Source organism: Streptomyces sp. NPDC058195 (assembly GCF_042883525.1).
Lineage (GTDB): Bacteria > Actinomycetota > Actinomycetes > Streptomycetales > Streptomycetaceae > Streptomyces.
On the sequence record NZ_JBHVVM010000004.1, the window covers coordinates 254,060 to 267,060 of the forward strand.

A 13,001-nucleotide genomic window follows, 5' to 3' on the forward strand; every position below is an offset into this window, starting at 1 on the left:
GCACAAGGGGACGGGACGATCCGGAGAATGAGGCGACGACGATGACCGAGGCGCAGGAAACCGAGCACGGCGGACCGTCCGTGCCGCAGACCCGCACCGCACGCCACCGCCGGATCGTGGACATCCTGAACCGGCAGCCGGTGCGCTCGCAGAGCCAGCTGGCCAAGCTGCTCGCCGACGACGGGCTGAGCGTCACCCAGGCGACGCTCTCCCGCGACCTGGACGAGCTGGGCGCGGTGAAGATCCGCAACACCGGCGGCGAGCTGATCTACGCGGTGCCCAGCGAGGGCGGGTTCCGCACCCCGCAGGCACCGCTGGGCGGCTCGGCGAAGGAGGAGCGGATGCGGCGGCTCTCGGCCGAACTGCTCATCTCCGCGGAGGCCTCGGCCAACCTCGTGGTGCTGCGGACACCGCCGGGCGCCGCCCAGTTCCTCGCCTCGGCCATCGACCAGGCCGAACTGCACGACATCCTCGGCACCATCGCGGGCGACGACACCCTGATGCTGATCAGCCGGGATCCGGCGGGTGGCCAGGCGCTCGCCGACCACCTGCTGAGGCTGGCCCAGAACGAGCGCTGAACCGGCCGGCGGCCAGTCCGGTCAGTAGCGCGTGATCGCGGTCGGGCCCGACCGGGTGCCGATCGCGATGTGCGGCCGACGGGCCGGGTCCGTCCAGCGCAGGATCCGGTCCATGGCGTCCGCGGGCACCGAGACACAGCCCGCGGTCGCGCCGCGTCCGTTGACGTGGAGGAAGATCCCGGCGCCGCGCCCCCGCACCGGCCGCCGGTAGTTGAAGCCGATGACGAGGGCCCGCGCGTACTGCGTGCGGTACGCGATCAGGTGCTCCGCCTCGCTCGCCCGGCAGTCCGCGGGACGCGGCTCCACCCAGCGGTTGTAGGCCCGCGCCGCGTTGTCCTGGCACCACCACGAGCGGTCGTTGATCCGGCGGTAGCGAGGGGCGGTACCGGTCGGCGCGGGGCCGATGCCGAACGCGTACGGCAGGTCGTACAGGCCGGTGGGGGTGGTGTCGGTGCTCTGTTTGCGGGTCGCCCCCTCGGCCAGGCCCCTGGCGCCGAAGCGGGCGGGTGCGGTTCCCTCGCGCACCCAGGTGCCCCGGCGCAGACTCCACCAGGCGACGGTGCCGGAGGTGGAGCCCCTGGCCGGGGCCTCGGCCGTGATCAGCTGACTGCCGCCGCCGGTGTCGGCCAGCCGCAGGGGCAGCGGGGGTGCGGCGGCGGGCCGGGCCGCGACCGTGCCCGCCAGCGCGAGCAGTGCCGACAGGAGGACCGGGAGTCTGCGCATGCCCGGCACGGTAGGCCCGAGGGCCGCGCGGCGCACGCGGGACTGCTCCGTATGGCCCAGTGCTGCCGTGCCGCCTTCCGGTCCGCCGCGGGCAGCGGGGGCAGCGGGAGCGGGCAGGGGGCCGGGCCGCCCTCCGCAGCTTTGACAAAAAATACAGAGCTCTGCATAGTTATGCCTATTGGTGGCCCCGTCGGCCTGCACGGCGAGGCGTGACCTCGCCCGAGCCCCAGCGGTTACGTCACCGCCTCCCGGCCGCGCGCGGGGAGGCGGTCGCACCATCCATCCCTGTTCTTCCGAGGAGCACGCAGTGAGCAACGGCAACGGCACCAGCGATGTACGCCTCTGGGGCGCCCGCTTCGCCGACGGTCCGGCCGAGGCGCTGGCCAGGCTGTCCGCCTCCGTCCACTTCGACTGGCGGCTCGCGCCGTACGACATCGCCGGTTCCCGCGCCCACGCGCGCGTCCTGAACACGGCGGGCCTGCTCACCGAGGACGAGCTGACCCGCATGCTCGACGGCCTCGACCGGCTCGAAGCCGATGTCGCCGACGGCTCCTTCACCGGCACCGTCGCCGACGAGGACGTCCACACCGCCCTGGAGCGCGGGCTGCTGGAGCGCCTCGGCCCCGACCTCGGCGGCAAGCTGCGGGCCGGGCGCTCGCGCAACGACCAGATCGCCACACTCTTCCGGATGTACCTGCGCGACCACGCCCGGATCATCGGCGGCCTGCTCGCCGATCTCCAGGTCGCCCTGGTCGGCCTCGCGCAGGCGCACCCGGACGTCGCGATGCCCGGCCGTACGCACCTCCAGCACGCCCAGCCGGTGCTCTTCGCCCACCATGTCCTGGCCCACGTCCAGGCGCTGTCCCGGGACGCCGAGCGGCTGCGCCAGTGGGACGTGCGGACCGCGGTCTCCCCGTACGGTTCGGGAGCCCTGGCCGGTTCGTCCCTCGGTCTGGACCCAGAGGCGGTCGCCGCCGACCTGGGCTTCGAGCGCGGCTCCGTCGGCAACTCCATCGACGGAACGGCCTCCCGCGACTTCGTCGCCGAGTTCGCCTTCATCACCGCGATGGCGGGGGTGAACCTCTCCCGGATCGCCGAGGAGGTCATCATCTGGAACACGAAGGAGTTCTCCTTCGTCACCCTGGACGACGCCTACTCCACCGGCTCCTCGATCATGCCGCAGAAGAAGAACCCGGACATCGCCGAACTGGCCCGCGGCAAGTCCGGCCGCCTGATCGGCAACCTGACCGGCCTGATGGCCACGCTGAAGGCCCTCCCGCTCGCGTACAACCGCGACCTCCAGGAGGACAAGGAGCCGGTCTTCGACTCCTGCGACCAGCTGGAGGTCCTGCTGCCCGCCTTCACCGGAATGATGGCCACCCTCACCGTCAACAGCGCCCGCATGGCGGAGCTGGCCCCGGCCGGTTTCTCGCTCGCCACCGACATCGCCGAATGGCTGGTCAAGCAGGGCGTGCCGTTCCGCGTCGCCCATGAGGTGGCCGGTGAGTGCGTCAAGGAGTGCGAGCGGCACGGCATCGAGCTCGACGAGCTGACCGACGAGCAGTTCGCCAAGATCTCCGAGCACCTCACCCCCGAGGTCCGCACGGTGCTCAACGTTCCCGGCGCGCTCGCCTCGCGCAGCGGCCGCGGCGGTACGGCCCCGTCGGCCGTGGCCGCCCAGCTCGCCGAGGTCCGGGCCGACCTCGCGATCCAGCAGGCCTGGGCCGTCGAGAAGCACTAGGGCCTCTCGTTTGGATCATGCCGGGCTCGCGGGGGCCGGCACGCACATCTGCCGCGTTGTCGTCAGTCACCGACGCTCCGCGTCGGCTCCTTCCTCCGCCTTGCAGCTGCACGCACCAGCCCCCGCTCCCTGATCCAGCCTGATCCAAACGAAAGACCCTAGGGGCCCCGCCCGGGGCGGCACCGGAAGGCGGGGAGCGGGCGTACGCTCCCCGCCTTCCGGTTCGCGTCGGCTGGGTTACGTTGACGGGGGAGCGCACCCGACCGACGAGGAGCCCTGACGATGCCTTTCGCCCGGCTGGCCACAGCGACGACCCCGACTGCCCACATCGGGCTCGGCCTGGCGGCGGTCGGCAGGCCCGGCTACATCAACCTCCACCGTGACCGGGACCTGCCCGCCGACCGGAGCGTCGCGGCGCTGCGCGCCCGCACCCACGAACTGCTCGACGCCGCCTACGCGCAGGGCGTCCGCTACATCGACGCCGCCCGTTCCTACGGCCGCTCGGAGGAGTTCCTGGCCGACTGGCTGCGCGCCCACCCCGAGGCCGACGACCTCGTCATCGGCAGCAAGTGGGGCTACACGTACACGGCGGGCTGGAGCGTCGAGGCCGAGGACCACGAGGTGAAGGACCACGGCCTCACGGCCTTCCTGCGCCAGCGGGCCGAGACCGGCACGCTGCTCGGCGACCGCCTCGACCTCTACCAGATCCACTCGGTCACCGTCGGCAGTCCTGCCCTCACCGACAAGGAGCTGCACGCCCGGCTGGCCGAGCTCGCCGCCGAGGGAGTCAGTGTCGGCCTGTCGACCAGCGGCCCCGGCCAGGCCGAGGCGATCCGGGCCGCCCTCACCGTCACCGTCGACGGCGAACCCCTCTTCCGTACCGTCCAGGCCACCTACAACGCCCTGGAGACCTCCGCCGGGGCCGCGCTCGCCGACGCGCACGCCGCCGGGCTCACCGTGATCGTCAAGGAGGCCATGGCCAACGGGCGGCTCGCCGGTACCCAGGCTCCCGCCGTGGTCCGGGAGATCGCCGCCGACGCGGGCCTGGGCAGCGACGCGGTGGCCCTGGCCTTCGTGCTGCACCAGCCCTGGGCCGGGGTGGTGCTCTCCGGCGCGGCCACCGTCGACCAGCTCGCCGGAAACCTGCACGCGCCCCTCGTCGACCTCGGCCCGGAGCGGCGCGCCCGGCTCGACGCGCTGGTGGAGGACCCCGAGGCGTACTGGCGCCACCGCGCCGGACTGCGCTGGAACTGACACCGGGGAGAGACTCGCGACGCCCGTATGAGACGTCAATGTCTCATGCGGGGTATAGTTGTCTCATGAGTCTCAACCGTGAGCAGGTGCTGCGCAGCGCCGCCGCTCTGCTGACCCGCAAATCGACCGCCACCATGGACGAGGTCGCCAGAGCCGCAGGTATCGGCCGTGCCACCCTGCACCGGCACTTCGCCGGACGGGAAGCCCTGGTCAGGGCGTTGGAGGAGCTGGGCATCCGCGAGTTCGAATCGGCCCTGGACGCCGCAGCGCTCGACGAGGGCCCCGCGCGGGACGCGCTGCGCCGCCTCGTCGCGGCCATCGAGCCCAGCGCCGGATTGCTCTCCTTCCTGGTCACCGAGAACCAGCTCTTCGAGGGCGACGCGGTGAACGAGGGCTGGAACCGCCTGGACGCCCGGGTCGCCGCCTTCTTCCGGAGCGGACAGGAGCGCGGCGAGTTCCGGATCGACCTCACCCCCGCCTGGCTGACCGAGGCGTTCTACGGACTCGTCTCGTCCGGCGCCTGGGCCGTCCAGGCGGGCACCGTCGCGGGCCAGGACTTCCAGTACATGATCACCGAGCTGATGCTCGGCGGAGCACGCCGGAGCGTGGAGAAATGAGCCTGACCGAACAGCGTGCCGAGATCCTGGAGGAGCGGCGCCCCGGTCGGTGGATCGCACTGGCCGTGCTGGTCCTGGCCGTGCTGCTCGTGGCGATCGACGCCACCGTCCTCGGACTGGCCACGCCCTTCCTCACCGAGGACCTCGAACCGACCGGCACCCAGCTGCTGTGGATCGGCGACGTCTACTCCTTCGTCATCGCCGGACTCCTGGTCTCGATGGGCAGCCTCGGCGACCGCATCGGCCGCAAGAAGCTGCTGCTGAGCGGCGCGGTCGCGTTCGGCGCGGTCTCCGTGCTCAACGCCTACGCGCACACCCCCGAGATGATGATCCTGGCGCGGGCCCTGCTCGGTGTCGCGGGCGCGACCCTGATGCCCTCCACGCTGGCCCTGATCCGCAACCTCTTCCACGACCCGCGCGAACGCAGCCTGGCCATCGGGATCTGGGGTGCGATGGCCTCGGCGGGCGCGGCCGTGGGGCCCGTGGTCGGCGGACTCCTGCTGGAGCACTTCTGGTGGGGCTCGGTCTTCCTGATCAACCTGCCGGTCATGGCGGTGCTCGTGGTCGTCGGCGCGAAGATGATCCCCGAGTCGAAGAACCCGGTCCCGGGCCCCTGGGACCTGACCAGCGTCGCGCTCTCCGTCATCGGGATGATCGGCGTCGTCTACGCCGTCAAGGAACTGGCGGCGCACGGCCCGAGCGCGGCGACGGTCCTCGCCGGAGCCGTGGGCGTGGCCGCGCTCTGCTGGTTCGTACGCAGGCAGCTCACGCTTCCCGCGCCGCTGCTGGACATGCGGCTCTTCCGCCACCGGGGCTTCTCGGGCGCGGTGGTGGCCGATCTGCTGACCATCCTGGGCCTGTCCGGACTCGTCTTCTTCCTGTCCCAGTTCTTCCAGCTGGTGCAGGGGCGTGGTCCGCTGGAGGCCGGGCTCGCCGAACTGCCCGCGGCTGTCGGGGCGGTCGTCGCCGGTCTGATCGCGGGCCGGGCGGCGCGCCGCTTCTCGGTCCGCTCGGTGGTCAGCGGCGGTCTCGCGGCGATCGGTCTGGCGCTCGCCGCCGTCACGGTGATCGACCAGCAGACCGCCTATCCGCTGATGGGCGCGGTGCTGCTCATCGTCGGTGTGGGGGCGGGCTTCGCCTTCACCGTCACCTCTGACGTGATCCTCTCCAGCGTTCCGAAGGAACAGGCGGGCGCCGCCGGAGCCGTGTCGGAGACGGCGTACGAACTCGGCGCGGCCCTCGGCATCGCCCTGCTCGGCTCGATCGTCACCGGCGTCTACCAGACGTTCGACACCCCGCGCGGCATCCCGGCGGGCCCCGCCGCCGCGGCCCACGAATCGCTCGGCGGCGCGGTCGAGGTTTCGCACGCACTGCCCGCCGGGCAAGCGGCGGACCTGGTCGCCGCGGCACGGGACTCGTTCATCTCCGGCCTGCAACTGGCCGCGGGCGTCGGCGCGACGGTCCTCCTCGCGACCGCCGTGGCCGCCTGGTTCTTGCTGCGCGGCCAGAAGCTCGACGACGGCGCCGCGCACCACTGACGCGCTACGGCGAAGGGCCCGTACCACCGCGGCGAACCGCCGGTGGTACGGGCCCCATCCCGTGTCGTGCGTGCCGGCTCAGGCGGCCTTCGCCTTCGTGGCGTACATGTCGACGTACTCCTGACCGGACAGTCGCATCACCTCGGCCATCACGGAGTCGGTCACCGCCCGCAGCACATAGCGGTCGCGGTCCATGCCCTCGTACCGGGAGAACTCCATCGGCTCGCCGAAACGGACCGTCACCTTGCCGGGACGCGGCAGCCCCGCTCCGCCGGGCTGGAGCTTGTCCGTGCCGATCATCGCGAACGGCACCACCGGCGCCCCTGTCATCAGGGTCAGCCGGGCGATGCCCGTACGGCCCCGGTACAGACGGCCGTCGGGGGAGCGGGTGCCCTCGGGGTAGATGGCGAACGCCTTGCCCTCCTCCAGCACCCGACGGCCCGTCATCAGCGCCGCGACCCCGCCGCGACCGCCGTCCCGGTCCACCGGGATCATGCCGCAGCCGGTGAAGAACCAGGCCATCGCCCGGCCCTTGAGGCCCTTGCCCGTCACGTACTCGTCCTTGCCGATGTAGAACACCGGCCGGTCGCAGCAGACCGGCATGATCATCGAGTCGATGAACGTCAGATGGTTGCCCGCCAGGATCACCGGACCGTCCCCGGGGATGTTCTCCACGCCTTCCACCTGGGGGCGGAACATCAGGCGCAAGATCGGTCCGAGCACTGCCTTGATGAGTGCGTGTCGGGACAACGGTTCCTCCGGTGTAGCGGCCGGGCCGGCCGGGGCGCGGGATCGTGACGGTCCATGCAGGTGAGGACGATACTCGCGGGAGGTCACTCTCCGCACACCGGGCTCACGGAGCGGATACCCGGTGTTGACACGAGTTTGCGCCATGTTCGCCCAGGTGCTGCCCCCGCGACGGGAGCGCTGCCTACGCTCGGGCCCCGCCCGACAGGTGCCACACATCACACGCGAGGAGCATTCATGACTGAGCGCGCGCAGACCGGTCCCGGCCGCAGAACCATGCTGGGGGCGGGAGCCGCCGTGCTGGGCACGGCCGCCCTCGGGCTGGCGGCGGGTCCGGCCGCCGCCGACGCCGCGGCGAAGCCCGCAGGGCGCCCCGGCGGTCATGGCTTCCGCCTCGACCTGCCGGTCCCCACCGTCATCGGGCACCGCGGCACCAGTGGCTACCGTCCCGAGCACACCCTGGGCTCCTACCAGCTGGCCCTCGACATGGGCGCGCACGTCGTCGAGCAGGACCTGGTGCCGACCAAGGACGGCCACCTCGTCTGCCGCCACGAGAACGACATCACCGCCACCACCGATGTCGCCGACCACCCCGGGTTCGCGAGCCGCAGGACCACGAAGAAGATCGACGGCGTCTCCCTCACCGGCTGGTTCACCGAGGACTTCACCCTCGCCGAGCTCAAGACGCTGCGGGCCAAGGAGCGCATCCCCGGCACCCGCCAGAAGAACACGCTCTACGACGGCCGCTGGGAGGTCCCCACCTTCGAGGAGGTGCTGCGCTGGGCCGACCGCGAGGGCCGCAAGCGCGGCAGGCCCGTCTGGCTGTACGTCGAGACCAAGCACCCCACCTACTTCCGCGGCCTCGGCCTCGGCCTCGAAGAGCCGCTCGCCAAGCTGCTGCGCCGCTACGGCCGGCACCACGAGCAGTCGCCGCTCATCCTCCAGTCCTTCGAGCCCGGCAGCATCCAGCGGCTCGCCCGGCTCGTCCGGACCCCGCGCGTGGTCCTGCTCTCCGGCGCGGGCGAGCGCCCCTGGGACTTCGTCACCTCCGGCGACCCGCGCACCGTCGCGGACCTGGTGAAGCCCGAGGGGCTGAAGTGGATGGCCTCCTTCGCGCAGGGCATCGGCCCCACCCTGGACCTGGTCATCCCCAGGGACGCCGCCGGACGGCTCACCGCGCCCACCTCCCTGGTACGCGACGCGCATGCCCAGGGCCTGGTCCTGCACCCCTACACACTGCGCAACGAGAACACCTTCCTGCCCGCCGACTTCCGGCGTGGCACCGACCCCAACGCCTACGGCGACGCGTTCGGCGCGTTGCGCACGTACTTCGCCACGGGCATCGACGGCATCTTCTCCGACAACCCGGACACGGCCCTGCTCGCCGCCGCGGACTTCACCGCGACGTGACACCGGCGTCAGCACCCGGCCGGGGAATGCCCCGGTCGGGTGGTGCCCGCCCGCCACGGCAACCGGCTGGCCGTCCGGGCGCGTCGGCCCGGACATGACCCTCGCCGATGCTGTACCCGCGGACTCCCCGCCCGCCCCCGCGTCCGTCGTCCGCGCTCTGCTGCCTCTGGTGAGCGCCGAGGCCAGGGCCGAGGCGGCGGCCTCGGCGACAGGCGCGGCGATCGAATCCGCCGACCTCGAACAAGCCGTCTGGCTGCGGCTGCTGGAGCGGCTCGCCGGAGAGGGGCCGCCGCTGGACCCGGCAGGCTGGGTGCGGAGCACCGTACGGGGCGAGGCCCGCCGGGCCCGCCGTACCGTCCGGCACGAAGGGCCCTACCGGGACGACTCCGCCCCGGATCCCGGCAACTGCCCCGAACGGATCGCCCTCGGCGCCGCCGAACGCAGGGCGCTGCGCGCCGCGGTGGACCGGCTGCCCGGCCGCTGCGCCCGGCTCCTGGCGGCGCTCCTGGCGCCCGACGACCCCACCTATCGGGAAATCGCAGGGAAGTTGGGTATGTCACAGGGGAGTTTGGGTCCGATCCGTTCCCGTTGCCTTGGATGTCTGCGCAGAATGCTCGCGGCGGAGGTTGCGGCTCCTGAACTGCGGGGAAAGGAGCGTTAGACAACCGATGGATCAGGTGGGCGGAGGCATGCGCGGATGGGCATGAGCGTGATCATCTCGACGGCGGCGGCACAGGACGCCGAAGAGATCCTGAAACTCCAGTACCTCTGCTTCCAGAGCGAGGCGGAGCTGTACGGGAACTACCGGATCGACCCGCTCGTCGAGAGTCTCGACTCGCTGCGTGCCGAGATCGCCACCGGCCTGGTGTTCGTGGCGCGTCTGGGCGACGAGGTCGTCGGAACGGTCCGCGGGGCCGTCGGCGAGGACGGCGCGGGTGAGATCGGCCGGCTCGGCGTCCACCCCCGGCTCCAGGGGCACGGCCTCGGCGCCCGGCTGCTGCGGGCGGCGGAGAAGGGGCTCGCCGACGGGCGGGCGGCCACCCTCTTCCGGCTGCACACCGGCCACCGCAGCGAGGGCAACCTGCGGCTCTACCGCCGGGCGGGCTACGCCCCGGTGGGCAACGAGACCGGCAACGACGGCGTCCTGATGATCCTGCTGGAGAAGGACGCCACCCAGCCCGTGTACGTGGCCAGCGCCTGAGCCGTCACGCCTGGCGGGCGCGGCGCAGCCAGATCATCCCGGTGACCGGCAGGATCACCGGGATGAACAGGTACCCCATGCCGAACTCGGACCAGACGGTCGCGTCCGCGAACGCCGAGGGCTCCGCCATCGTCCAGGCCCCGACGACCAGCACGCCCAGCAGCTCCGCCGCGCAGCACACCAGCGCCGTCCGGCGGGCCTTCTCACCACCGCGCACCAGCGAGTACGTGATGAACCCGTACACGACCGCGGCGGCGGCCGACAGCACATAGGCCAGTGGTGCCCTGCCGAAGTCCAGGATCATCTGGACGACCGAGCGGGAGGCGGCGGCGACGGTGAACACCCCGTAGAACCAGACCAGTACCCGGCCGGGGCCGGTGCCGAGGTCGAAGGGCTGCTTCCCGGTGCTGGCGGTGGCCGCGGCGGCGGAGCGATCGGTGTCGGTCACGGTCAGTTTCCCCAGATGTCGTAGAGCCGTACTTCGAGGACGGCCAGGACGACCGCGCCCGCCGCCACCGTCACCGAACCCCAGCGGGTCCGCTCGGTCAGTGACAGGAAACCGGCCGCGGGCACCGCGAGGAAGGACCCGATCAGGTACGCGATGAAGATCGTCATGCCCTGTTCCGGCCGCTCGCCCCGGGCCAGCCGCACGATGCCCACCACCAGTTGGGCCAGCGCCAGCAGCGAGACCACGGCCATTCCGATGAAGTGCCAGTCCTTGGTGGGCTGGTCCCGGTAGGCGGCGAATCCGCACCAGGCGGCGAGGGCGAGCGCGGATACGGCGACCGCGACCGTCAGGGCGACAAGCATGGGGCTGAGGGTATTACGGACCGGTCAACCCCTTGCGTGCACCCCCGCCCGCCGGGCCCGCCACGAGAGCGCACACCGTGGCCTTGACCACAGACCGGACCTGTCCGGGGCCAGCCGAAGCACCGCTCATCGAGACCCTGTGCTCTTCATCATCGCAGGTCACAGCCTTGCGGAAGAAGAATCCCGAGATCGGTGCGGCCCGTTCGCCCCGGCGTCCAGCCCTGTCCGCTATTCGGACAGCTCGATCCGGTGGAGCGATACGTCTGTTTTACTGGGGCCCATGACCACGACGAGCGAACGCATCCTTGCGACCGAGGCGAACACGACGCCCGGTGCTCGTTGTATGTGTCGAATGCGCACCTTCTGAGGGCCCACGCCTGAGCCTCGCGCCCCGAAGCGAGACCGAGCCCGAGCCGTCCGCACCCAGCGGAACGAGCCTGCCCCGGCACCGCCGCCCGGCCCTCCCGCCGCGCCCGGCCGTGCCGGAGACCGTGCCCCACGTCCCAGCAGTCTCATCGGACGAATGCCCCGTGCCCGGCGGACACCGCGCCGCGCACTCGACAGTGACGGAAACCCCTGTGATCACCACTTCGGGCCTCACGAAGGTCTACCAGTCGCGCGGCCGGGAGGTCACCGCCCTGGACGGCGTCGATCTGCACGTCCGCGAGGGCGAGGTGTACGGCGTCATCGGCCAGAGCGGCGCCGGCAAGTCCTCCCTGATCCGCTGCGTCAACCTCCTGGAACGCCCCACCTCCGGCACCGTGACCGTGGACGGCCGGGACCTCACCGCGCTCGCCGGACGAGGCCGCCGCGCCGGACGGGAACTGCGCGAGGCGCGCAGCCGCATCGGCATGGTCTTCCAGCACTTCAACCTGCTGGCCTCCCGCACCGTCCAGGGCAACGTCGAACTCCCGCTGGAGATCCTCGGCGTCCCCGGCCGCGACCGCTCCCGCAAGGCCCTCGAACTCCTCGGGCTGGTCGGCCTCGCCGACAAGGCCAAGGCATACCCCGGTCAGCTCTCCGGCGGCCAGAAGCAGCGCGTCGGCATCGCCCGCGCCCTCGCTGGCGACCCCAAGGTGCTGCTCTCCGACGAGGCGACCTCGGCCCTCGACCCCGAGACCACCCGCTCCATCCTCCAGCTGCTGCGCGACCTGGGGCAGCAGCTCGGCCTGACCGTCCTGCTCATCACGCACGAGATGGACGTCGTCAAGACCGTCTGCGACTCCGCCGCACTGATGCGGAAGGGGCGCGTCGTCGAGTCCGGCACCGTTCGCGAGCTGCTCGCGACCCCCGGCTCCGCGCTGGCCCAGGAACTGTTCCCCGTCGGCGGTGCGGCATCCGGCCCCGAGCACACCGTCGTCGACGTCACCTTCCACGGCGACGCGGCCGGACGGCCGGTGATCTCCCAGCTCTCCCGCACGTACAACATCGACATCTCGATCCTGGGCGCCACGATGGACACCGTCGGTGGACGTCAGGTCGGCCGGATGCGCATCGAGCTGCCCGGCCGCTTCGAGGACAACGTCGTTCCGATCGGCTTCCTGCGTGAGCAGGGCCTCCAGGCGGACGTCGTCGAGAACGCCGGCCCCGCCGTCCCCGTGCAGACTCCCGCGCCGCTCACCAAGGAGGTGGCGAAGTGACCTGGACCGACATGCAGCCGCTGCTCACCCAGGGAACCATCGACACCCTCTACATGGTGCTCTGGGCCACCGTCGTCACTGTGCTCGTGGGGCTCCCCCTCGGTGTCCTGCTGGTCCTCACCGACAAGGGCGGGCTCCTCCAGAACACCGCGGTGAACAAGATCGTCGGCGTGATCGTGAACATCGGCCGCTCGCTGCCGTTCATCATCCTGCTGATCGCTCTGATCCCCTTCACCACCTGGATCGTCGGCACCTTCATCGGCCCCTCGGCGATGATCGTCCCGCTCTCCGTCGGCGCCATCCCGTTCTTCGCCCGGCTCGTCGAGACCGCCGTCCGCGAGGTCGACCACGGGCTCGTCGAGGCCGTCCAGTCGATGGGCGGGTCCATCCCGACGATCGTCCGCAAGGTTCTGCTGCCGCAGGCGCTGCCCTCGCTCGTCTCCGCCGTCACCACCACCGTCATCGTCCTCATCGGCTACTCCGCGATGGCCGGGGCGGTCGGCGGCGAGGGGCTCGGCTCCAAGGCCGTCACCTACGGATTCCAGCGCTTCGACAACCGCTTCATGCTCGTCACCGTCGCGCTGCTCATCGTCATCGTGACCGTGATCCAGCTGATCGGTGACGGTGCCGTACGCCTGCTCGCCCGCCGGGGCCGCAGCACCTCCTGAGCCTTTCCTCCGCTCACAAGCCCGCACTCCTTGTCCGGGCGCACCACCCTCACCACCAGAAAGAGGCACTTTTC

14 protein-coding genes are annotated in these 13,001 nt (G+C 71.7%); 10 read left to right on the forward strand and 4 right to left on the reverse strand.

The window, feature by feature from the left end:
- Positions 1 to 41 precede the first annotated feature (41 nt).
- Positions 42 to 578 carry an arginine repressor gene (locus ACFVWY_RS07160; protein ID WP_093541137.1) on the forward strand — a complete coding sequence of 179 codons (537 nt, stop codon included), beginning with the start codon at positions 42 to 44 and terminating at the stop codon, positions 576 to 578.
- Positions 579 to 599: 21 nt separating this feature from the next.
- On the opposite strand, the gene ACFVWY_RS07165 is transcribed toward ACFVWY_RS07160, so the two are convergent.
- Positions 600 to 1,301, reverse strand: a complete 702-nt coding sequence (locus ACFVWY_RS07165; protein WP_389868136.1) for a L,D-transpeptidase — start codon at positions 1,299 to 1,301, stop codon at positions 600 to 602.
- 307 nt (positions 1,302 to 1,608) lie between these two features.
- Here ACFVWY_RS07165 and argH point away from each other — a divergent pair, with 307 nt between their 5' ends.
- The 4 genes from argH to ACFVWY_RS07185 all read left to right on the forward strand — a co-directional run bounded on the left by argH (position 1,609) and on the right by ACFVWY_RS07185 (position 6,451).
- Positions 1,609 to 3,042, forward strand: a complete 1,434-nt coding sequence (argH, locus tag ACFVWY_RS07170) for an argininosuccinate lyase (protein ID WP_389868137.1) — start codon at positions 1,609 to 1,611, stop codon at positions 3,040 to 3,042.
- Positions 3,043 to 3,324: 282 nt separating this feature from the next.
- The gene (locus tag ACFVWY_RS07175) at positions 3,325 to 4,296 is read left to right on the forward strand and encodes an aldo/keto reductase (RefSeq protein WP_389868139.1); all 972 of its coding nucleotides are present in this window, start codon (positions 3,325 to 3,327) and stop codon (positions 4,294 to 4,296) included.
- Between the two features lie 65 nt (positions 4,297 to 4,361).
- Complete coding sequence (locus ACFVWY_RS07180; protein ID WP_389868140.1) at positions 4,362 to 4,913, forward strand: TetR/AcrR family transcriptional regulator; 552 nt, start codon at positions 4,362 to 4,364, stop codon at positions 4,911 to 4,913.
- Positions 4,910 to 6,451, forward strand: coding sequence for an MFS transporter (locus ACFVWY_RS07185; protein WP_389868142.1), 1,542 nt, complete (start codon positions 4,910 to 4,912; stop codon positions 6,449 to 6,451). Before ACFVWY_RS07180 ends, ACFVWY_RS07185 begins: the two co-directional genes overlap by 4 nt.
- A gap of 78 nt (positions 6,452 to 6,529) precedes the next feature.
- Here ACFVWY_RS07185 and ACFVWY_RS07190 read toward each other — a convergent pair whose 3' ends face one another.
- Positions 6,530 to 7,201, reverse strand: coding sequence for a lysophospholipid acyltransferase family protein (locus ACFVWY_RS07190; protein ID WP_389868144.1), 672 nt, complete (start codon positions 7,199 to 7,201; stop codon positions 6,530 to 6,532).
- 234 nt (positions 7,202 to 7,435) lie between these two features.
- On the opposite strand from ACFVWY_RS07190, the gene ACFVWY_RS07195 reads away from it, so the two are divergent.
- The 3 genes from ACFVWY_RS07195 to ACFVWY_RS07205 all read left to right on the forward strand — a co-directional run bounded on the left by ACFVWY_RS07195 (position 7,436) and on the right by ACFVWY_RS07205 (position 9,809).
- On the forward strand, positions 7,436 to 8,608 hold the full coding sequence (locus tag ACFVWY_RS07195) for a glycerophosphodiester phosphodiesterase (protein ID WP_389868146.1): 1,173 nt from the start codon (positions 7,436 to 7,438) through the stop codon (positions 8,606 to 8,608).
- A gap of 94 nt (positions 8,609 to 8,702) precedes the next feature.
- A complete protein-coding gene (locus ACFVWY_RS07200; RefSeq protein WP_389868148.1) occupies positions 8,703 to 9,269 on the forward strand; it encodes an RNA polymerase sigma factor in 567 nt (188 codons plus the stop codon).
- 36 nt (positions 9,270 to 9,305) lie between these two features.
- Positions 9,306 to 9,809 carry a GNAT family N-acetyltransferase gene (locus ACFVWY_RS07205; RefSeq protein ID WP_389868150.1) on the forward strand — a complete coding sequence of 168 codons (504 nt, stop codon included), beginning with the start codon at positions 9,306 to 9,308 and terminating at the stop codon, positions 9,807 to 9,809.
- A 4-nt stretch (positions 9,810 to 9,813) separates the two neighbouring features.
- Here ACFVWY_RS07205 and ACFVWY_RS07210 read toward each other — a convergent pair whose 3' ends face one another.
- Together ACFVWY_RS07210 and ACFVWY_RS07215 are read right to left on the reverse strand one after the other, a co-directional pair.
- On the reverse strand, positions 9,814 to 10,257 hold the full coding sequence (locus ACFVWY_RS07210; protein WP_389868152.1) for a hypothetical protein: 444 nt from the start codon (positions 10,255 to 10,257) through the stop codon (positions 9,814 to 9,816).
- A 2-nt stretch (positions 10,258 to 10,259) separates the two neighbouring features.
- On the reverse strand, positions 10,260 to 10,619 hold the full coding sequence (locus ACFVWY_RS07215; protein ID WP_389868154.1) for a hypothetical protein: 360 nt from the start codon (positions 10,617 to 10,619) through the stop codon (positions 10,260 to 10,262).
- Between the two features lie 578 nt (positions 10,620 to 11,197).
- Here ACFVWY_RS07215 and ACFVWY_RS07220 point away from each other — a divergent pair.
- Together ACFVWY_RS07220 and ACFVWY_RS07225 are read left to right on the forward strand one after the other, a co-directional pair.
- Positions 11,198 to 12,259, forward strand: a complete 1,062-nt coding sequence (locus ACFVWY_RS07220; protein WP_389868156.1) for a methionine ABC transporter ATP-binding protein — start codon at positions 11,198 to 11,200, stop codon at positions 12,257 to 12,259.
- Complete coding sequence (locus tag ACFVWY_RS07225) at positions 12,256 to 12,927, forward strand: methionine ABC transporter permease (RefSeq protein ID WP_389868157.1); 672 nt, start codon at positions 12,256 to 12,258, stop codon at positions 12,925 to 12,927. The genes ACFVWY_RS07220 and ACFVWY_RS07225 overlap by 4 nt, the downstream gene beginning before the upstream one ends.
- Positions 12,928 to 13,001 lie beyond the last annotated feature (74 nt).

Coding starts and splice junctions, on each gene's coding strand:
- ACFVWY_RS07200 (WP_389868148.1), top strand. CDS start 8,703: ATGACCCTCGCCGATGCTGTACCCGCGGACTCCCCGCCCGCCCCCGCG.
- ACFVWY_RS07180 (WP_389868140.1), top strand. CDS start 4,362: ATGAGTCTCAACCGTGAGCAGGTGCTGCGCAGCGCCGCCGCTCTGCTG.
- ACFVWY_RS07185 (WP_389868142.1), top strand. CDS start 4,910: ATGAGCCTGACCGAACAGCGTGCCGAGATCCTGGAGGAGCGGCGCCCC.
- ACFVWY_RS07195 (WP_389868146.1), top strand. CDS start 7,436: ATGACTGAGCGCGCGCAGACCGGTCCCGGCCGCAGAACCATGCTGGGG.
- ACFVWY_RS07160 (WP_093541137.1), top strand. CDS start 42: ATGACCGAGGCGCAGGAAACCGAGCACGGCGGACCGTCCGTGCCGCAG.
- ACFVWY_RS07165 (WP_389868136.1), bottom strand. CDS start 1,301: ATGCGCAGACTCCCGGTCCTCCTGTCGGCACTGCTCGCGCTGGCGGGC.
- ACFVWY_RS07175 (WP_389868139.1), top strand. CDS start 3,325: ATGCCTTTCGCCCGGCTGGCCACAGCGACGACCCCGACTGCCCACATC.
- ACFVWY_RS07215 (WP_389868154.1), bottom strand. CDS start 10,619: ATGCTTGTCGCCCTGACGGTCGCGGTCGCCGTATCCGCGCTCGCCCTC.
- ACFVWY_RS07205 (WP_389868150.1), top strand. CDS start 9,306: ATGGGCATGAGCGTGATCATCTCGACGGCGGCGGCACAGGACGCCGAA.